The 19,313-nt window shown below is 42.1% G+C and carries 19 protein-coding genes and 1 pseudogene; 17 read left to right on the top strand and 3 right to left on the bottom strand.

The window, feature by feature from the left end:
- Positions 1-99 precede the first annotated feature (99 nt).
- From NSQ99_RS11155 to NSQ99_RS11140, 4 genes are all read left to right on the top strand, one after another.
- Entirely contained in the window at positions 100-381 is a 282-nt protein-coding gene (locus NSQ99_RS11155) for a DUF1294 domain-containing protein (RefSeq protein WP_251665375.1), read from the top strand.
- Positions 381-1,565, top strand: coding sequence for a DUF3900 domain-containing protein (locus NSQ99_RS11150; protein WP_340836623.1), 1,185 nt, complete (start codon positions 381-383; stop codon positions 1,563-1,565). The genes NSQ99_RS11155 and NSQ99_RS11150 overlap by 1 nt, the downstream gene beginning before the upstream one ends.
- Positions 1,566-1,654: 89 nt before the next feature.
- Complete coding sequence (locus NSQ99_RS11145; protein WP_340836622.1) at positions 1,655-2,974, top strand: hemolysin family protein; 1,320 nt, start codon at positions 1,655-1,657, stop codon at positions 2,972-2,974.
- A 65-nt stretch (positions 2,975-3,039) separates the two neighbouring features.
- Positions 3,040-3,822 carry an undecaprenyl-diphosphate phosphatase gene (locus NSQ99_RS11140; protein WP_340836620.1) on the top strand — a complete coding sequence of 261 codons (783 nt, stop codon included), beginning with the start codon at positions 3,040-3,042 and terminating at the stop codon, positions 3,820-3,822.
- A 78-nt stretch (positions 3,823-3,900) separates the two neighbouring features.
- Here the strand turns inward: NSQ99_RS11140 and NSQ99_RS11135 are convergent, their stop codons facing one another.
- Positions 3,901-4,503: a TetR/AcrR family transcriptional regulator gene (locus NSQ99_RS11135; RefSeq protein ID WP_251665371.1), complete on the bottom strand. Its 603-nt coding sequence runs from the start codon at positions 4,501-4,503 to the stop codon at positions 3,901-3,903.
- Between the two features lie 123 nt (positions 4,504-4,626).
- Between NSQ99_RS11135 and NSQ99_RS11130 the strand changes: the two genes are divergently transcribed.
- The 10 genes and pseudogenes from NSQ99_RS11130 to NSQ99_RS11085 form a co-directional block, all read left to right on the top strand.
- Positions 4,627-6,810, top strand: a complete 2,184-nt coding sequence (locus NSQ99_RS11130) for an MMPL family transporter (protein ID WP_340836617.1) — start codon at positions 4,627-4,629, stop codon at positions 6,808-6,810.
- A 91-nt stretch (positions 6,811-6,901) separates the two neighbouring features.
- The gene (locus tag NSQ99_RS11125; protein ID WP_340836615.1) at positions 6,902-7,612 is read left to right on the top strand and encodes a hypothetical protein; all 711 of its coding nucleotides are present in this window, start codon (positions 6,902-6,904) and stop codon (positions 7,610-7,612) included.
- Positions 7,613-7,874: 262 nt separating this feature from the next.
- The gene (locus NSQ99_RS11120) at positions 7,875-8,552 is read left to right on the top strand and encodes a response regulator transcription factor (protein ID WP_340836614.1); all 678 of its coding nucleotides are present in this window, start codon (positions 7,875-7,877) and stop codon (positions 8,550-8,552) included.
- Positions 8,549-9,562, top strand: a complete 1,014-nt coding sequence (locus NSQ99_RS11115; protein ID WP_340836613.1) for a HAMP domain-containing sensor histidine kinase — start codon at positions 8,549-8,551, stop codon at positions 9,560-9,562. The genes NSQ99_RS11120 and NSQ99_RS11115 overlap by 4 nt, the downstream gene beginning before the upstream one ends.
- Before the next feature lie 87 nt (positions 9,563-9,649).
- A complete protein-coding gene (locus NSQ99_RS11110; protein WP_251665366.1) occupies positions 9,650-10,363 on the top strand; it encodes an ABC transporter ATP-binding protein in 714 nt (237 codons plus the stop codon).
- On the top strand, positions 10,360-11,103 hold the full coding sequence (locus NSQ99_RS11105; RefSeq protein WP_340836611.1) for an ABC transporter permease: 744 nt from the start codon (positions 10,360-10,362) through the stop codon (positions 11,101-11,103). Before NSQ99_RS11110 ends, NSQ99_RS11105 begins: the two co-directional genes overlap by 4 nt.
- Positions 11,100-11,861, top strand: coding sequence for an ABC transporter permease (locus NSQ99_RS11100; RefSeq protein WP_340836609.1), 762 nt, complete (start codon positions 11,100-11,102; stop codon positions 11,859-11,861). Before NSQ99_RS11105 ends, NSQ99_RS11100 begins: the two co-directional genes overlap by 4 nt.
- 581 nt (positions 11,862-12,442) lie before the next feature.
- Entirely contained in the window at positions 12,443-13,105 is a 663-nt protein-coding gene (locus NSQ99_RS11095; protein WP_340836608.1) for a hypothetical protein, read from the top strand.
- 170 nt (positions 13,106-13,275) lie between these two features.
- Entirely contained in the window at positions 13,276-13,470 is a 195-nt protein-coding gene (locus NSQ99_RS11090; protein ID WP_340836606.1) for a DUF6199 family natural product biosynthesis protein, read from the top strand.
- Between the two features lie 216 nt (positions 13,471-13,686).
- Positions 13,687-14,005 (top strand): annotated as a pseudogene (locus NSQ99_RS11085) (lipid II flippase family protein); the annotation flags it as partial.
- 99 nt (positions 14,006-14,104) lie between these two features.
- Here the strand turns inward: NSQ99_RS11085 and NSQ99_RS11080 are convergent.
- Positions 14,105-15,514, bottom strand: coding sequence for a hypothetical protein (locus NSQ99_RS11080; protein WP_340836605.1), 1,410 nt, complete (start codon positions 15,512-15,514; stop codon positions 14,105-14,107).
- Positions 15,515-15,738: 224 nt separating this feature from the next.
- Between NSQ99_RS11080 and NSQ99_RS11075 the strand changes: the two genes are divergently transcribed.
- Positions 15,739-16,020 (top strand): hypothetical protein, encoded by a 282-nt coding sequence (locus NSQ99_RS11075; protein ID WP_340836603.1) that lies wholly within the window; start codon positions 15,739-15,741, stop codon positions 16,018-16,020.
- A 118-nt stretch (positions 16,021-16,138) separates the two neighbouring features.
- Here the strand turns inward: NSQ99_RS11075 and NSQ99_RS11070 are convergent, their stop codons facing one another.
- Positions 16,139-16,774: a DedA family protein gene (locus tag NSQ99_RS11070; RefSeq protein ID WP_251665361.1), complete on the bottom strand. Its 636-nt coding sequence runs from the start codon at positions 16,772-16,774 to the stop codon at positions 16,139-16,141.
- A 94-nt stretch (positions 16,775-16,868) separates the two neighbouring features.
- On the opposite strand from NSQ99_RS11070, the gene NSQ99_RS11065 reads away from it, so the two are divergent.
- Together NSQ99_RS11065 and hisA are read left to right on the top strand one after the other, a co-directional pair.
- Positions 16,869-18,296 (top strand): MDR family MFS transporter, encoded by a 1,428-nt coding sequence (locus tag NSQ99_RS11065; RefSeq protein ID WP_340836601.1) that lies wholly within the window; start codon positions 16,869-16,871, stop codon positions 18,294-18,296.
- 24 nt (positions 18,297-18,320) lie between these two features.
- On the top strand, positions 18,321-19,073 hold the full coding sequence (gene hisA / locus NSQ99_RS11060) for a phosphoribosylformimino-5-aminoimidazole carboxamide ribotide isomerase (RefSeq protein ID WP_340836599.1): 753 nt from the start codon (positions 18,321-18,323) through the stop codon (positions 19,071-19,073).
- Positions 19,074-19,313 lie beyond the last annotated feature (240 nt).

Here is a 19,313-nt window from a genome sequence, read left to right as displayed (position 1 = left end):
AAGCGACTCTCTTTTCTTTTGCAGGCTAGTCTACTAATTGCTCTATGCTTATAGTAAAATAAATGTATTGTGTTCAGTAATTGAAAAGGGGGATATAGGATGGACAATACGTTAATGTGGCTACTTGGGTATATTCTTTTCTTGAACATATATTTATATTGGATGATGGGAAAAGACAAGGATGCTGCCAAAAAAAATCTGCCTCGTATACCAGAGCGGCATTTCATGTTATTCAGTATATTAGGGGGCGCAGTTGGCGCATATCTAGGAATGCAAGCACATCGCCATAAAACACAGCATCGTAAATTTAAGATTGGCTTGCCTATCATTATTGCTGTGCATATATTGATCGTAATTTTAATCGCAGGAGTGTTAATTTAATGGATTTGCGTATGCATTTTTTATCTTTTTTCGTTATTCAATCGGAGACGGAGAAGGGGGCAGGTAGCTTCAAATCGTTCAAGCATTTCCAGACGATGGACGGTGATGAATACGAGGACAGCGCATTACAGCAGTTTCTAGATGAAGAATTTATTAAAATTGTGAAGCGCAAGGCAGAGCGTCACCCGAATACACCTAACCCGCCGACAAAGGTAGGGATGTTTCTTGTCGAGCCTGGCTATGAGCTTGATAGCAACCCAAACTATAATTTGTTTCAACGAATTCGAGAGGCAGACACGAAGGAGAGATTCCATAGCCTTAGTGACGAGCTGATTCGGATTTATGTTGATACTTCAGCGGTGCGAGGCGGGGCATTTATCGTAGCGCTTTCCACGTTAAACACATTTTTTGATGAACCCTTCCTTTTTATATTGAAATGTGACTTTGAGCCGAAGATTGCGCGTATCGCAGATGAGCAAAGCTTAATCTCACAAGTCGAGATGGCAATCAGTGCTCGCAGCATCAAAAGCATTCAATACCCGCATATGGAGCAGGACGGAATGCTAGAACGGTGGGAGCTGAAAATTCACCAAGCGTCGCATGCTCGTTACTTTGAGGACTTTCTCAAATATGTGAGCTATGAAAAGCCAATTCCTGAGGTGATGAGCGAGCAGGTCGTTGAGATGGTTCATCAGTTTATGGAAACAAAATGGCAGGACACAGAGAGCACTGAGCGTGCAGAGCAGGAAAATGCGATTGAGGTATGGGCAGCAAGCGAAAAGCGCGAGCTGCAGGAATGGTGGAATCAAGAGCAAGTTGAAGAGGCGAATTACAATCTAATTCAGCAGAAGGAAGATCTGCAGATGAGCTTTAAGCTAGGCAGCGTGACGGTAAAGGGGCTCTTGTCTGACTTTGGCTTGTCTGTTCATCTAGCTAAGCATAATGGTCGGTACGTCGCTGTCATTGAAGGGGATGCGATTCAGTTTGAAAAGGGAATGTCACCGATTGAGCTGTTATCACCGCCGGAGCTAGAGGAGCTACTGCCTGTAATCGGCACGAAGAGTCTAAAGCAAGTGCCTGATGCAATGCTGGAGCCAGGTGCAGACAGTCAGCGCTATGAAGACTCTGCTTATGCTATGGAAGGGTCTAATGTCGCTCGTGAGGATGACACGCCACCTTGGTAGTACTCATGAGTAGTAGCAAGCGAATGAATATTTCATAGGGGAAGAGGTAACGCTAAGTCGGTATATTGGACTTGAGAGGGGCTCTTCAAATGTACGTGAACCTTATTCTTTTCGTCTTGCTATTAGTACTTACTGCATTTTTTGTTGCTACCGAATTCTCAATTATTCGTGTTAGACCAAGTCGTGTTCACCAGCTAATGGATGAAGAGGTTAAAAATGCGAAGGCCTTAAACGAAGTAACAACAAATTTGGACGGGTACTTGTCGGCCTGCCAGCTAGGCATAACGATAACAGCACTCGGTCTTGGTTGGCTAGGAGAGCCAACGATAGCAAAATTGCTGCATCCGTTATTCAATTATGTACCGATGAGAAAGGACGTTACTGATGTCATTTCTTTTTTAATCGCGTTTTTATTAGTTACGTATCTGCATGTTGTACTTGGTGAGCTCGCTCCTAAAACGGTAGCGATTGTTAAATCAGAGCAGGTTGCACTCAAGCTTTCTCCCTACATTATTTGGTTTCATAAAATTGCCTATCCGTTTATTTGGTTATTGAACGGTTCAGCCAACGCACTTGCAGGCATGATGGGCTATAAATACGTAGGTGAAACTGAAGCTCATAGTGAAGAAGAAATTAAGCTAATACTGAATGATTCATATGAGAGCGGAAAAATCAATTTCAGCGAATATGGCTTTATGAATCGAATATTTGAGTTTGATACGCGATTGGCTCGCGACATTATGATTCCACGTACAGATATGGTCTGTATATTTGTTGAAAACTCACGTCAAGAAAAGATCGATATCATTATGCAGGAGCGATATACTCGCTTCCCAGTCGCACACGGAGACAAAGATAATATTATCGGGATATTGAATACAAAGGCTTTTCTGTTTCATGTGATGAGTCACGACGATGAAGAGCCGGATGTTCGAGTGCTGATGCAGCCAGTGATGTCTGTCCCAGATACGATACCCATTCGTAAGCTGTTAACGCGGATGCAAGGTGAACAGACGCATATGGCAATACTGCTGGACGAATATGGTGGTACAGCAGGCCTTATTACGATCGAGGATATTATCGAAGAAATCGTAGGAGAAATTCGAGATGAATTCGATACAGATGAAAAAATGGAAATTGACCGAATTGATGAAAGACGCTTTCTCGTTGAAGGTCGCGCATTAATTTCCGATGTAAACGAGATGACAGGCTTGGAATTAGAAGGTGGCGAAATTCATACCATTGGCGGCTTGCTTTATCAGCTGCAGCCGAATCTGAAGCAGGATGTGGCATGGGATTATGATTCAGCAACCTTTATCGTTCGTGAGCGTGATGAAAATCGAATACGTAGTGTCGAAATTATTGTTGATGCACAAGATGAGGAAATTTCAGGGCTCGGTCATGCATAGGATAGAGAAAGGACAAGTGCGGCTTGTTTCTTTCTCATTCTAAATTAGAGTAGGAGCGTGTGATCGTGTTTGATGTAATATCTGCAATTATTATGGGTATTGTAGAAGGCTTAACGGAGTTTTTACCTGTGTCATCAACGGGACACTTAATTTTAACAGCGCATTTACTTGGCTTTGAAGGGGAGCGGGCGAAGACCTTCGAGGTTGTTATTCAGTTTGGCGCTGTGTTAGCTGTCTTTGTCCTATACTTCAAAACCTTCATGAAGATCCTGACGTTCCGTCTAGGCAGTGGTATAAATATCCTTCACTTGCTGCTCGCGATGCTGCCTGCAGGAGTTATCGGTGTATTGGCTCATTCCTTCATTAAGCAATATTTGTTTGGACCTGAGACTGTTTTGATCGGTCTTGTGCTAGGTGGAATATTAATGATTGTTGCAGAACGAAGCAAGAAAGCGGTCACCTCTGAGGAGCTTAACGATATTACATATAAACAGGCCTTCATGATCGGCTGCTTTCAAATTTTAGCACTATGGCCCGGCTTCTCACGTTCTGGCTCAACGATATCGGGCGGAATACTTGCTGGAACAAGTCAAAAGGCTGCTGCTGAATTTACATTTATCGTATCCGTTCCGATTATGGGCGGAGCTAGTCTGCTAGATCTAATCGATAACCGAGCAGGGCTAACCGGCGAGGATTTGCCACTTTTTCTGATCGGACTTTGTGCGTCGTTCGTTGTCGGAATGCTTGCAGTCGTAACGTTCGTAAATATGATGAAAAAGCTCCGTCTATCCTGGTTTGCCTACTACCGTTTTGCAGTTGCCATCGTCTTTTTCTTTATCCTTTTATAATTCTCCCTCAGTATTAACCATATGTGTATAAACAAAAGGCAACAGCGAGCGCTGTTGCCTTTTTTGCAGATATTCAGGTTATAGTGCCGCACCCTCCCAGAATATATCTATCGTTTGAGAGACCATATCCTCAAGTGGAATTGGCTTTAGATTTAAGTGATTTTTCATCGTTAGTATTGCAGTAAACAAATGCGCCAATACTATAGGCTGGTGACTTGAACGAATCTCTCCACGAGCAATCGCTTCCTTGAAGGCCCCGATGAGTGCTTGCTCGAGCTTGCCTTCAGCAGCTCGGATGCGTGCTGTCTGCTCTTCATCTAAATCCTTGGCTGCATCTCGCATCATCGTTTCAAAGTCTAAATGCGCATTGCTCATTTGCTTTAAGGCGATTTGCTTAAGTTGCTCCTTAAGAGGGAGTGGAGAACCCAATATCGTTTCAGTTGCTTTGAAGGCGATCCCCATTACATAAGTTAAGCATTCGGTGAATAAAGTAGATTTGTTGCTGAAATAGTAATATACGCTTGCCTTCGTAATGCTGCTCTTTTTCGCAACGAGCTCTAATGAAACTTTGTCATAGCCAATCTCCATAAAGAGCATAGAGGCGGTTCGTAATATGTTAATCTTCGTTTCCGAGTTCTCTAGTCTAGGCCTTCCTGGTCTTCGTTTCTGTGGTTGCTTCATGATTCAATATCCTTTCATAAAATTTTCATAATTATAGGATTGATCTTTCTGTCACATTGAATTTATAATTATTATACCGAACGGTATATATAAATATTTAATTATCGAATTGGAGGAGTTTACATGCTTCAAAACATTGCTGCTTTCTTTACTGGAAAGGTCAGCAGATGGATGACGCTGCTTGCATGGATTATTCTGGCTGTCGTATTAACCTTAACATTGCCAGGTGTTAACGACAAGGTGCAAAATAACGTTCAAAATCTGCCTGATTCGTCTCCATCAATTGTTGCTGATCAATTACTGCAGCAATATTTTCCGAATACATCAGGTGTACCAGCTTTATTAACAGTCCAGCGGAACGGAGGACTAACGGAGGAAGACATTCAGCATCTCATACAGCTAACGGAGCAGCTTACGAATGAGCCTCTACCAGCGCAGGAAGGTGTTATACCGCTGCAGCTGATTCCGCCTCCAGCATTGCAAAGCATTCTTTCCGATGATGGAAGTACAATCATCGTTCCGATTATGTTTACAGCGGAAACGGCAACGGAAACATTAAAGGATAATTTGCTAACCGTTAAGGAGCAATTAAACAGCTACGTAGGCTCAGATATTTTTACTGCAGAGCTTGGCGATGGCCTGACAGCTCGCTTTACGGGACCTGTCGGCATCTCTGTTGATGCGACAGATTTATTCCTTGATGCAGATATCGTGTTGCTTATCGCAACGGTGCTGCTCGTACTCATTTTACTATTGCTTATTTACCGCTCACCATTACTTGCCATTATACCACTGATCGGTGTTGGGTTTGCTTATCTTGTAACAAGTCCGATACTAGGCTGGATGGCAGGTCAGGGCTGGATTGATGTTGATTCACAATCGATAAGTATTATGACGGTGCTCTTGTTTGGTGCAGGTACTGACTATTGCTTGTTCTTAATTACACGCTATCGTGATGAATTACAGCTAGAGCGCAGCACTAGAAGTGCAATGCTTGCTGCATTTAAAGGCTCTTCCGGTGCGATTGCGATGAGTGGCTTCACGGTTGTTATTGCGTTGCTTGCCTTATTGCTCGCTCAATACGGCTCAAGTCATCGCTTCGCTATCCCATTTTCATTGTCGATCTTCATTATGGGGCTAGCAAGCTTAACGCTAATTCCAGCAATACTGTCTATTCTTGGCCGAAGCTCCTTCTATCCGTTCATCCCACGTACGAAGGAAATGGAAGAAGAGCGCGCAGCTAAGCGCAATAAGCCAGTAAAACCAGCGAAGGAAGCTCATCGTACATGGAAGAGAATTGGTAAATTTGTTACGGAGAAGCCTTGGACCGTTATCGTAACAAGCATGAGTGTGTTGCTAATCCTTTCGATTTTTGCGACGCAAACGCATTATAAATACGATCTGCTTTCCTCTTTCCCAGAAAGCATGGAGTCCCGTGAAGGCTTTAAGATGATCGGTGAGGCGTTCAGTCCAGGTGAGCTGGCACCAATTACAGTCATTACAAAGGATACTGATACTGCAGTCATCCGAGAAACGATAGAGAACAATCAGCTTGTGAATCATATAACGACTCCATCAGTAAGTGAAGTGGATGCAAGCTATGAAAGCTTTGATATTGTGCTTGATATTGATCCATACTCTCTAGAAGCGATGGATTATATCGCTGATCTTCATCAAGAGCTTGATGGCTTAGCAGGGGATGGCAGCTACTGGATCGCAGGCCAAACGGCTGGACAATACGACACCCAGCAGCTAACGATTCGAGATAACACGGTTGTAATGCCTGTCGTTATTGGATTAATTATTGTGCTGCTGCTCGTATATTTACGATCAATTATTGCAACGCTTTATCTTGTCGTTACCGTATTGATATCGTTTGTTGCATCATTAGGTTTAGGCTGGATCATTCTGCATTATGGTCTAGGCTATGACGCAATTCAAGCAGCGATCCCACTCTATGCGTTCGTGTTCTTAATCGCACTTGGTGAGGATTACAACATCTTTATGATCTCAGGGATATGGAAGAAAGCGAAGCATATGCCGCTGAAGCAAGCGATTAAAGAAGGAGTCGGTGAAACGGGGGCTGTCATTAGCAGCGCAGGTTTAATTTTAGCAGGGACATTTTTTGTTCTATGCCAAATGCCGATTACGATCTTAGTTCAGTTTGGTGTGATTACAGGAATTGGCGTATTGATTGATACGTTTATCGTCCGTCCGTTCCTCGTTCCAGCTATAACAGTAGTATGCGGACGCTGGGCTTTCTGGCCGAGCAAGCTGCAGAAGCAAGTGATGAAGCAGGAAAAGTAAACGGGTCACGTACCCTAATGGCACGCAAGCGTGAAACCTTTCACCCCTTTTACTCGTTTAATGGATATTAACGAGTAAAAGGGGTTTTTATATGCCTATACCCAAGTACAACCTGAAGAAGTTAACGACGATGGTTTTGCTTAGCTGTGTATTATTATCGCTGTTAGGCTGGATCGGTGCGGAAAAAGCTTACGCCTGCTCCTGTGTCGTTCCAGGCAGCTATACTGAGGAGCTGGAGAAAAACAGTCATGTGCTAGATGCAACAGTTATGAATAAAACCGAGATTGAGCAAGGAAACCTAGATATAGAGCTGTCTGTATCGGCGGTATGGAAGGGAGAAGCAGAGCGTGAAACGCACGTTATTACTGCTGACAACTCAGCAGCCTGCGGCTATGAATTCCATATCGGCACGCGCTATGCGGTGTTTGCTCAACAATTTGATGGTGAGCTGCACGTATCCTTATGCGGCGTTACTACACCGATCATCGATGATTCAGCAATATTTACCGAGCTAGGTCAGCCTACAAAGCTACCTGAGGATCCCACAGTAGAGCCGACAAGCAAAGGGGATAGCGGTGAAAAAGATAACCGAGCCTCAGAGGATACAGCTGTCCCTACATCAGCTTCTGCGGAAGGCAGTAGTGCTTTGAGTCCAGAGCAAATTAAGTCAACTGTAACGGAGACTGAGCTCGAAGAAAAAATCGACAATCAGCATTCACGAGTGTTGATGTTGTTCGTTAGTATCGGGTTCGTGCTTCTTATTGGTGCTGCTTTATTGCTAATAAACCGCAAAAAGCGCTAAACACTGATTTATAACGTGTTATAAAACTCAATTACAATAGTCTGACCGATTAAGGAGCATCATGCTTATGGCATCTGCTCCTTTTCATGTTGTCGTTCAGGTTGACCCAAATTATGATATTATATGAAAAGTGTGGCATTAATGATGGATTGGTTGAAGATGAAGCAACCAATAGCCGATAGGTATTGCAAAGGGTTCAATGCGGTTCGTGGTTCGCTTTGATTGTGCCCATATACATACGATGTAGAGTGAGGGATGCTACTTGAAGAGAAACGTTTTATATATTGAAGATAACGAGAAAATAGGCAGCTGGGTAAAGGAAGAATTGGAACAGCGAGGGTTTTCAGTACAGTGGCTGCTTTCAGGTGAAGGAGCCGATGAGGCAGTTAAACAGCATGAGATCGTCATATTGGATATCATGTTACCCGGTTTAGATGGATTTACAGTCGGAAAACGATTAAAAAAGGCAGCTCCTGCGGTACCCATATTGCTATTATCTGCACGAACATCGATCGATGATAAGGTAGAGGGTTTACAATTTGCTGATGACTATTTAACAAAGCCATTCCATACCGATGAACTCGTTGCAAGATTAGAGGTATTAATTCGTCGAAGTAGCGGGACCCGTCCAGAACGTATTGTATTAGCAGATCATATTGAAGTAGATCCGGAAGCTCAAATGGTGTATGACAAGCGCACAGGAGAAGAAATTATATTGACAGGGAAGCAACATCAAATTTTAATGTATTTCTTACGCCATCCAAATCAAGTTTTACCAAAGGAACAAATCTATGAAGCGATTTGGAATGAAGCTTACATCACTGGTGATAAAACATTAATGGTGCATATCCGTCGACTGCGTCAAAAGCTGGAACGTTATCCAAATTCCCCAGAGATTATTGAAACGTTAAAGGGAATAGGCTATCGGGTGAAATTATGATTCAGACTAGATCATTATTTCATCGTTTTCTAAGAGGACATGCTCTATTTATCTTTTTACCTCCGCTTGTGTTGCTTCTCTCTTTTGCGTTTATTGGTTTTTCAGGTATTGATGAAGAACATCATAATCAATTAAATTTGTTTTACATCATATTACTATTGTTTAGCTTTATTATTGTCGCGTTTGTCGTATTATCCTGGCTATTCTTCTTACGTCTTCGTAAACGTCTTATCGGCTTGCAGGAAGTCATGTCTTATTCAGCGAAGCATCATACATTTCCTAAACCAATTTCTGTACAGACGGATCGTATGGATGAGATAGACCAATTAGCAACTTCTTTCAACTGGATGATTCAGCAGCTTGAAGAAAGCAGCAAACGAGAGCATGAAGAGGAATTGTTACGACATCGACTCATCGCGAATATATCTCACGACTTACGAACACCTCTTACCATTTTGAGAGCACATGTTACCAGATTAAATAAAGAAGCTATTAGCTCAGAAGGACTAGAATCGTTAACAGAGATGAACCATACGATTACAAGAGTCGGTGATTTAATGGATGATTTGTTCTCTTATACATTGCTTACATCGGGTAAGCATCCTTTCCAGCCGACTTCAACAGATATTGGACGTTTAGTTAGAGCATCCGTTGCTGCGTGGTATCCGGTATTTGAGCAAAAAGACATTCAGCTCAATGTTGATTTGCCGACAGAGAAGACGTTTTATTGGGAAGTAGACCCTACATGGATGACGAGAATTCTCGATAACTTATTTCAGAACATTCATCGCCATGCAGCAAAGGGGAAGTATGCAAGCGCTGTTGTTGATGTAGACAAAGAACAGATTATCATAGCAGACAGAGGGCCAGGTATGGATCAGTCATCTGATGAACGAGGAGCAGGAATAGGTCTATCCGCTTCAGCTTACATGTTGAATAAAATGAAGCTAAAAGCTGTTTTCGTATCAGATGAACAAGGTACAAGCGTAGCTATTGGTAAATTAAACTAAAGTTAACCGAAAAGTAAACGACAGGATAACCGTGAAGTAACCTTGCTTCTATATAATGAGAGCCATAACAGAAAGGAAGTGTTATGGTTGCTTACAATAAATAACTTAGTCAAACATCGTGGTAATCAGGAGATCTTATCCGGTATTAGTTTTACAGCTAAACCAGGCAGAGTAACAGGTTTTCTAGGTCCGAATGGTGCGGGTAAAAGTTCTACACTTCGCATCCTGCTAGGATTAGATCGTGCCACCTCGGGTAGTGCACTAATTGATGGAAAGCCGTTCGCAGACTTACAACATCCTCTAGCTACGGTAGGTGCACTACTTGATGGATCTGGAGCTCATCGGATGCGAACAGGACGAGCACACCTGCGCTGGATTGCTCGTGCTGCAGGCTTGTCTCGTGCACGCGTCGAGGAAGTTTTGGACATCGTAGGTTTAACTCATGCAGCCGGTAAAAGGGTCGGTAGTTATTCTCTTGGTATGGGAAGAAGACTTGGAATGGCAGCTGCTTTACTTGGTGATCCGGCAATATTGGTGTTGGATGAGCCTGTGAACGGTCTTGATCCACAAGGCATTCGATGGATTCGAACATTGATACGCGAACGTGCTCAGTCTGGACACACGGTGCTGCTATCGAGTCATCTCATGGGAGAGCTTGCTGAGACTGTCGATGATGTGGTGATTATGAATCGTGGGAAAATCGTTGCAGATGGAACATTGGAAGAAGTAATCGGACACTATTCCACGCTTGAGGAAGCATTTTTTGCTATGACCTCTGAACATACAGGTGATGTTGTATGAGGGCATTCAACGCGGAACTATCTAAATTACTCTCCCTACCGGGTATTTGGCTTGCCTTAGTTATTGGAGCACTTGCCCCAGCGGTCGTTGCTGCCCTTGACAGCATCGTTGAAAAAGCGGACATTGTTGCTGGAATTAGCACGCGGCTATCGGACATTGGCTACATTGGATTAGGCTTTGGTGTACAAGGTGTCATCATTATTGGTGTGCTCGCTGTCAGCAGTGAGTATGTAACAGAGAGCAGTGAAGCAGGTGGAGGCCAACAGATTACGACAAGCTTAACGGTTGTTGCTTCACGATTACAGTTTCTACTGGCTAAAGCGTGTGCGGTGATTGTGATTAGCGTATTGCTTTGTATTGTAGCGATTATGACAACTGTGTTAGCAACGCAGCTCATTCTTGGTGAGCATGCTCCTGAATTTGAATGGACGAGACTTATCGGCGCAGTTTGTTACTGGACATTCACTGCTCTTCTAGCCTTTGGGATTACATTGCTAACGAAGAATGGTATGATTCCGCTCACTGTACTTATCATAAATTCATCCGTGGTATCATTCAGCTTCTTGCTTACGAAGGCTACAAAGCTGGCATTCTACTTACCAGATCGAGCTGGTATGGATATGTTTATGAGCGAACGTTATCTCACCCCAGTGACAGGCGGGTTAGTTATGTTAGCATGGGTCGTCGTTATTCTCATTGTTGCAGCTATTAAGTTCCATAGGAGGGACGTTACAGCATGAGCGTCTTATCTAGTAAAACATTCACTCGAATCCTTGGTGCTGAACTAGATAAATTAATGACATTACCGTTGATCTGGCACACGCTTATTAGTACATTTATGGTTAATATCGTTTTAGCCGCAGCTTATACTACTTCTAGTCTACATGCGGCAGCAGGAACACAAAATATACTGAATATCGGACTTGCTTCTATGGGCTATGTTCAAGCAGGCTTCATTATTATTGGGATAGTAGCTGTATGCTCAGAGTACACTAGTGGGCAGATTCGTACGACTCTTACTACGATCCCTTGGCGAGGGTGGCAATTGTCCGCGAAGTATGTGGCAGTAGCAATAGTAACTATTCCTGCGGCGCTGATTATTGCTGCAACAGGTGTACTATATCCTTATATTATGATGAGGGACACAGCTTCTGTAGCGATTGAAATAAACACATTAATAGCCACATTAATAGGTGCAACAGGCTATCTAACCTTAACGACACTTCTTAGTGCAGCTCTAAGTGGTTTATTTAGACGAACTACGCCTGCATTAGTCGTACTCCTTAGTTATTATTTCATTGTTGGTCCTTTGATGAGAGATGCTTTACCCAACATTAAAAATTATTTTCCGGATACGGCAGGATACTATATGTATATGACTCCTTACGCTAACGAAATCAATGCTCTTACGTCAGTGCAAGGGACAGGTATTGTCAAGGTATGGACACTGATCCTTATAATTATAGCTATTGTGTTTTACCGTAAGCAAGATGCATAGCGTTGTTTCATTCAATATATGTCAACGAAAGAGGGATTCCTTACGCGGAATACCCTCTTTTTTTCAAGTGAATGCTAGCACATTGCAGACAGCGTACTTCATCCGTCATATATACTCGTCGTCTGCCTACTTGTATTTAGAAAGAAATAATTAGAATAGCAACAATGGTAGTTACGGCTAATCCTAGCAGTACTGGTTTAATATTACGACGAGCAAGCTCAAACGGGCTAACACCGCATATCGCTGCAGCTGGGATAAGTGCCCAAGGAAAGGCACTTCGTAAAATACAACATATAAAAAAGCTGCACTATACCCCTAAAAGAATAGAATAAATGTCTCTAGGATAACATACAAACAAGATATAAAGGGATGATAAGGTTATACCTAGACGATTGACATTAGAGGAACAAAGAGAGCGTGTGAGAGTCTTAAGTAACGGTGCGTTTAAGTTAGAAAGCAAGACGCACCTTAAGCATGGAGACAAATGCGTTATGGTGTGCTCAAAAGGCCACAAGATCGAAACTCTGTGGAAAGACTTGGGCAAGAAGCTAAGCAGTGAAACCTTCTGTAACGATTGTTACATGTTAGCCAAAATGGACAAGAGGGCAAAAGAAAAAGGGTACAAACTACTTAGCAAAAAGTGGGAAGGTTATCTTGCCACTTACACCTTTGAGTGTCCGAACAATCACAAGCAGGAATACAATTGGAAATACTTTAATGACCAAGAAGGAAACCATTGCGCTGAGTGCTACAACTTGAGAGTCCAGAACGGTGAACATAATCAGATGGGTGAGGACTTCAAAAAGCAGCAAGAAAAGTTGTTGCTTGAGAGAGTAGAGGAATTAGGCTACAAGCTAAAGAGTAAATATCAATATAGCAATAACAAGGACAGAGTTAATATGATCTGCAATAGAGGTCACGACTACTCAATTCTATACTCACACTTCATGCAAGGCAAGAAGTGCAGAAAATGTTCATATGAAGATGCTATGCTAACTGAGGAACAACTTACAAAAGAACTTGCTGAAATGGGCTATGAATACTTAGGGGAATACAAGGGTGTAAATGAACCACTTAAATATAAATGTACTTGTGGCCAAATTACTTACAAAAGGATAGAAGATTTACGGAGAGGTCAAAAATGTATGCGGTGTGCCAAGAAACATTCAGTTGAGAAAAGAAGACTTGAGAGGGTAAAATACCTTGAGGAAAATTTCAAAACAACAGAAGAGAGGGATAAATGACTCTACTTTTACCTGTTAATTACAGAAATAGATCATTCTATGTGAAAATTACGTAGTGATAAATCTGGAAAATAGTTAAATTGTATAAATTGTAAGGTATACTATATTATATATCATGTTAAGGGAGGAGGAACGCATATACTTAATTCTTGAAAAAGGAGGTTTGCTGTATGTTGTTTTTAGCTATATTACTTACACTTCTCGGTATTATATTTACAATTAGTCCGAAAATATCATGGTGGTTGTCTAATTGGTGGCGTTTTGAGGGTGAAACCGAACCTAGTAGCATTTCATTAATTTTTTATCGAATTGGTGGGGTCATCTTCGTTATTGTAGGAATTGTGTTATTTACAGAAGTATTCTAAATATATAAAAGCAGGAAGCATGGGACTTGCCCATTGCTTCCTGCTTGAATTTCTGTATTACCAAAGATTCCCTAACAGCCCTAAACACCAATCTGTGCAGTATCAACCTGTGTTGTATCATAAACCGTGTAGCCCACATGAACTCTTTTGATTGCAACACTAACAAAAAGTCTCTGTTACAAACAACCTCTTTGTCGCATCAATTTCCCATTTTAACTTTTCTGTATAAATATGATAATTACTTCTATTTACACCATTGGAGTATGATCTGCTTTGTATTCTGCCTTGTTAGCTCCAGAAAGAGCATCGACTGCTATTATTGCATCAGGATTGATTAATGGAATAGCAACTATACTGTTGGTTATTTTTTTTTGATCCGAAAATCTCTATCATTGCAGATGATGTTGTTATGGGAAGAGGAAGTTATACTTTGCTAAAAAGTATGTCATTAATGATGATAACTTCTAAGTTATTAGGTACAATTTTTTTATGGGGAGCAAAATATATAGCTTGGTTCACAAGACTAATCGTATAACTGACCTGCTTTAGCTTAGTGTTTATTAGAAAGGGAACTCCATTAATGTAATTCCCTTTCTCAAATTCCAAAAACCTCAATATATGTTACAGTAGCGTTCTAGAACGATATGATGAGAATAGCAACAACGGTGGTAACGGCTAATCCTAGCAATACTGGCTTAATGTTGCGTCGAGCAAGCTCAAACGGGCTAACACCGCATATCGCTGCAGCTGGGATAAGTGCCCAAGGAATAATCGTGCCGCCACCGACCCATATGCCTGCGATCTGTCCAAGCGCAGTTAGCGTTGCTATGCCGCTTCCTAATGCATTGCTGAATAGCAGGGCAATGGATCCAACTAATGAGATGCCAGAGAACCCTGAGCCGTCTAGGCCGGTTATCGCCCCTACTACAGCTAATGTTATACCTGAAACGGTCTCATTGACTGGAACATAATGTGCAAGCGCAAGGCCGAGATCATTGACAATTCCAGTTGAGATCTCCGGAAGCTTCTCACCAAACATTGCAAAAAATCCACTATCGCCCAAATAGAAGAAGGCTGCAATCGGAATAACAGGACCGAATACCTTAAAACCGAATAAAAAGCCGTCTATTAAATATTGCGTTGCTTTTTCTAGTCCAGCTCCGTGATGAGATAGCATCGTAATCATAACCATAAGCAGTATAGCGGTGCCTCCGACGAGTGCTGTTGCATCTCCGCCCTGTAAATTCAGTAAGAACATAGCAACGACATCCAGTGCAAAACAGATCGGAACAATAACGGCTAACACACGCTTTGCATTTTTACTCAGATGGTCCTTATCATTTTTGTCCTCAGCTTTGCTCGACTTAGAATCAGCTTCAACTAATCCATCCCGCCATGTTCCATTACGCATATCACGTCTCATCATCCAATACGCACTAATGGTCGTTACAAGCCCCATCGTAATAACGAGTGGAATGCTAGCCTGCATGACTGCACTTACCGGTATGCCAGCAGCGTCAGCTGTAAGCTTGGGAGCCCCTTGAATAATAAAGTCACTGGATAAAGCAATACCATGTCCGAACAGATTCATCGCGACAGCAGCACCAAGTGCGGGTAACCCGACTCGGGTAGCCACGGGAAGCAATACAGCGCCAATTAATGCGACAGCAGGAGAGGGCCAGAAAAACCAGGAAACGACCATCATCACGATGCCAATTCCCCAAAATGCCAATGCAGGCGTTTTCATAAATGCAGTAAAGGGAGCTACCATCAATTCGTTAATGCCGGTTCGAATCAGAATTCGGCTAAGTGCAACGATAATGGAAATGATCAGTATCGTTCCTAGCAGCTCCTTAATCGCGTAAATAAAGCTGTTAAAGATGCCACTAATTGAGCCTTCAATCGTCAAGGTTGCTAAGGCGCCTAATGTAGCAATTGCAGCGATACAAATGAGTGTCGTATCTTTACGAAATATCATAAATCCAATAATGACGAGGACGAAGAATAAATAAATAAAATGAATCGCGGTTAATTCGAAGACCATAGTTATCGACCTTCTTTCGCTTGGTATACACCATTTCTAGGTGTATGCATAGTGTATGCAAGCAAAGCACGGGACGTTAATCCATAGCAAGTGAGAAATTTATCGTTTTTTACAGTCTACTTTAATCAATCAGTCAACGTGTGGATCGTTGATCAACGCTTGCATTCAAGGGGGAGACATGCTATGTTACTTTAAGAAATATGGATAGAAACGGGAGGAAAACCATGGACGTTAAGATCATAAATGCACGCATGACTCAATCAAAAGAAGACGGCTTCGTTGGTGCCGTTCAATTTGAAGTTGAAGGACATCAACAGGCGTATGAGATGGCATTACAAAGTAAACGAGGCAAAGACTGGGGCTATGGATTATTCTTCTTAGATGGCTCTGGCAATGAAGAGCAATTGCTGCTCGTGGAGGAAGAAATTGAAGAGAATGATGAGCTGTTTGAGCGTTTAATTGAAGCGGGAATAGCCGCTTTGCAGGAGCAAACAGAGGAGACATAAAGTCGCAATCTGCGGTTAAAGCCGTCGTTGTACATAAAGCGAAAGAGCAAATTAATAATTGAACATATAAAAAGGCCGTATCACGAATGATACGGCTTAGTTATCTGTGGTAGTTTGGTTAGATATGGTACTGTTGTTGATCCTGATGCTCGGCTATACGCTTTAACCGTTGCTTACGAACATACCATAAGGCAAGCAGAACGATAGCACAAGCTGCTACGATATAAAAGGCAACTTCGTATCGATTGATGACTTTAATCAACTCAGGTATTTTATCTCCAACGAAATGGCCAATCGTAAAGTAAATCGCTGTCCATATCGCCGCAGTAGGGAATCCAATAAGTGCAAAACGAGAGAAGCGGAGTCGGTTAATTCCCATAATATACGGCGTTGCATGTCTTAAAAATGGAAAGAAAACACTGATAGGAATCGCATAGATGCCGTATTTCTCAATAAGCTGCTGTGATTTCTCTGCAAAAGCGCCAAGCTTTTGTTTGCTGGTAAACCATTTGCCTAGCTTGCTGCTAGTAAATCTACCGAGACTGTAATTGAAGGTCATCGCTGAGCATATACCGAGCGATAACATAAGATAGGCAAGTCCTCCTTGAAGTATGCCGCTTTCCGCTAACGCTCCGCCAGTTAAAGCTACCGCTTCATTAGGAATCGGCAAGCCGATTAGCCCAAGGCACAGCACTAAGAACAACGCTAGAGGCCCGACATATTCAATAATATCTAATAAAAGATCATAACCCACAATCATTCTCCTATTCAGGGAAATAACAAGCAATATACAATAATACGAACGAAAGTAATGAAAGGTTTCACAAACCTGAGAAGGGAAGACGTTCATGCTGAAAGATTCAAGATTCAAAGTCGTCATTGCACTATATGTCGCAACGTTTCTTGCGGCCATTGAAGGCACGATTGTTTCAACCGCGATGCCGATCATAACCTCGGAGCTAAAAGGGGCTCATCTCTATAGCTGGGTGAACACGATTTATTTGCTCGCTATGGTTATTGCAACACCATTGTTTGGAAAGCTATCTGATCTATACGGAAGAAAGCGTATGATCATATTAGGAGCTGTTATTTTTCTAGTTGGCTCTGCATTATCCGGTATTGCCTGGAGCATGCCGTCACTTATCGTGTTCCGAGCGATACAAGGGTTAGGCGGTGCCGCATTGTTAACGCTGCCGATGATTATAATTACCGATTTGTACGAGCTGGAGCTTCGTTCAAAAATCCAGGGCTGGGTATCCAGCATATGGGGAGTTGCTGGAATATTAGGGCCGCTCGCAGGTGGAATGCTAGTTGACTATGTGTCATGGCGCTCTATATTTTACTTAAATGTACCTTTCGCTTTTATCGCACTTATCCTGCTTAATAAGTATATGCCAAAGGTGACAGAGCGAAAGCAAATCCGAATCGACACTGCAGGGATTGCGACCTTCTCTATAGGTATCATACTATTGCTCTTTGGTTTGAATCAATATGTAGAAGCAGATCCGCAGTCCTCAGCACGGATTCTCTATCTTGTTTTGATTGCTGTGGGCGTGTTGCTGCTAATCTTTTTCCGCAATGTGGAAAAACGGGCAAAGGAACCATTTATGCCGCTTGAAATATTCAGCAACCGACAATTTTTATTTATTCTTATTACTGGATTTATGATTAGTGTTATAAATGTAGCAATTATTTTCTATATTCCCTTATGGATGCAGCACGTTAATGGCGTGTCAGCAACAAGGTCAGGAAGCATTATGATTCCGCTGTCTATCCTATGGCCGCTTGGCTCGATTGTAGCGGGTAATCTGACAGTCAAATACGGAATTAAACGAATGATCTTATTAGGCAGTCTGTTTTTGTGTGCAGGCAGTATTGGGCTCGCGACAATAACTACGGGCACTTCTAATTTTATTATTATGCTTTATATCGCATGCTCAGGATTTTCATTTGGAATTTTATTAACGTCATTAATGATCCTCTCGACGACAGTTGCTTCAGAGCGGATTCGAGGTGCTGGAATGTCAGCCGTACAGCTGTTTCGTACATTAGGACAAGCGGTAGGTCTTGTCATCTTTGGACTGTTCTTATATAGTGATGTAGAGAACCCGAGCTATGCGGCTTACTTGAGTGAAAGTCTACATACGATATTTATTATGATTGCGATGCTAGCTGTTCTATTAAGCGTGTATATGATATGGGTAGCATCGATTCAAAAAGGCGAATATCGTTCCTTTTATGAAGGAAAGGCAAGAATTGCCTCGAAGCAAAAATGATGAAATAGAATAGGAGAAAGCACGGTGGAATTTAGACCATGTATCGACCTTCATGATGGAAAGGTTAAGCAAATTGTTGGAGAAACCTTAAATACTAACCTCATTGAAAATTTTGTATCTTCGCACTCTTCAAGCTATTATGCAGAACTATTTAAGCGTGATGGCCTACGAGGTGGTCATGTCATTATGCTAGGTCCTAATAATGAAGCTGCAGCGAAGGAAGCACTCTCAGCATACCCAGGCGGATTGCAGGTGGGTGGTGGGATTACTGCCGACAATGCACAGCAATATATTGATGCAGGCGCCTCTCATGTCATTGTTACCTCCTATATTTTTAAGGACGGACAGTTGAATTGGGACAACCTGCATGCCATCGTCGATAAGGTTGGGAAGGAACGTCTCGTCATCGATCTAAGCTGTAAGTCACGCGATGGTCGCTGGTACGTTGTAACGAATCAGTGGAAGCAATTCAGTGATTTTGAAGTTAATCAACAAAATATCGCAAAGCTAGAGCAGTATTGCGATGAGTTGCTTGTACACGCTGTTGACGTAGAAGGTAAGCAATCCGGTATTCAGCAAAGTCTAGTACGCGATCTTGCAGAGTGGACAACGATTCCGACAACCTATGCTGGTGGAGCGCGATCGCTTGAAGATATTGAGTTATTTCACAGCATAAGTAAAGGAAGACTCGGCTTAACAATAGGAAGTGCACTATCAATCTTCGGTGGTAATCTCTCGTATGAGCAAGTGTTAGACGTATTTAAAGCATATTCGTAATGGAAAAACTGACTGTATGCCATTTACAGTCGGTTTTTTATTTTATATTTATGTTGGAATAAGTGCATAGTAATGGATATCGCTAATGAAAAGGAATGGATTGTGGATTGGTTGGAATATAATCTAAAGGAAAATAGAGAGTTTGCGAAAAAATAAATATATCGGTCATCAGATATATACTGTAAAAGTAAACAATATACATACATAAAAATAATTATGTAAACTAAAATGCGAGAAAAT

Origin of the sequence: Paenibacillus sp. FSL W7-1287, assembly GCF_038004245.1 — a bacterium.
Classification (GTDB): Bacteria; Bacillota; Bacilli; order Paenibacillales; family Paenibacillaceae; genus Pristimantibacillus; species Pristimantibacillus camelliae.
This window is presented reverse-complemented; position numbering and strand designations above follow the sequence as displayed.

What these genes read in the sequence shown, in the direction of transcription:
- NSQ99_RS11105 (WP_340836611.1), top strand. Translation starts at nt 10,360, where the DNA reads ATGAGGGCATTCAACGCGGAACTATCTAAATTACTCTCCCTACCGGGT.
- NSQ99_RS11075 (WP_340836603.1), top strand. Translation starts at nt 15,739, where the DNA reads ATGGACGTTAAGATCATAAATGCACGCATGACTCAATCAAAAGAAGAC.
- NSQ99_RS11065 (WP_340836601.1), top strand. Translation starts at nt 16,869, where the DNA reads ATGCTGAAAGATTCAAGATTCAAAGTCGTCATTGCACTATATGTCGCA.
- NSQ99_RS11100 (WP_340836609.1), top strand. Translation starts at nt 11,100, where the DNA reads ATGAGCGTCTTATCTAGTAAAACATTCACTCGAATCCTTGGTGCTGAA.
- NSQ99_RS11135 (WP_251665371.1), bottom strand. Translation starts at nt 4,503, where the DNA reads ATGAAGCAACCACAGAAACGAAGACCAGGAAGGCCTAGACTAGAGAAC.
- NSQ99_RS11080 (WP_340836605.1), bottom strand. Translation starts at nt 15,514, where the DNA reads ATGGTCTTCGAATTAACCGCGATTCATTTTATTTATTTATTCTTCGTC.
- NSQ99_RS11130 (WP_340836617.1), top strand. Translation starts at nt 4,627, where the DNA reads ATGCTTCAAAACATTGCTGCTTTCTTTACTGGAAAGGTCAGCAGATGG.
- NSQ99_RS11090 (WP_340836606.1), top strand. Translation starts at nt 13,276, where the DNA reads ATGTTGTTTTTAGCTATATTACTTACACTTCTCGGTATTATATTTACA.
- NSQ99_RS11125 (WP_340836615.1), top strand. Translation starts at nt 6,902, where the DNA reads ATGCCTATACCCAAGTACAACCTGAAGAAGTTAACGACGATGGTTTTG.
- NSQ99_RS11095 (WP_340836608.1), top strand. Translation starts at nt 12,443, where the DNA reads ATGTTAGCCAAAATGGACAAGAGGGCAAAAGAAAAAGGGTACAAACTA.
- NSQ99_RS11150 (WP_340836623.1), top strand. Translation starts at nt 381, where the DNA reads ATGGATTTGCGTATGCATTTTTTATCTTTTTTCGTTATTCAATCGGAG.
- NSQ99_RS11145 (WP_340836622.1), top strand. Translation starts at nt 1,655, where the DNA reads ATGTACGTGAACCTTATTCTTTTCGTCTTGCTATTAGTACTTACTGCA.
- NSQ99_RS11115 (WP_340836613.1), top strand. Translation starts at nt 8,549, where the DNA reads ATGATTCAGACTAGATCATTATTTCATCGTTTTCTAAGAGGACATGCT.
- NSQ99_RS11155 (WP_251665375.1), top strand. Translation starts at nt 100, where the DNA reads ATGGACAATACGTTAATGTGGCTACTTGGGTATATTCTTTTCTTGAAC.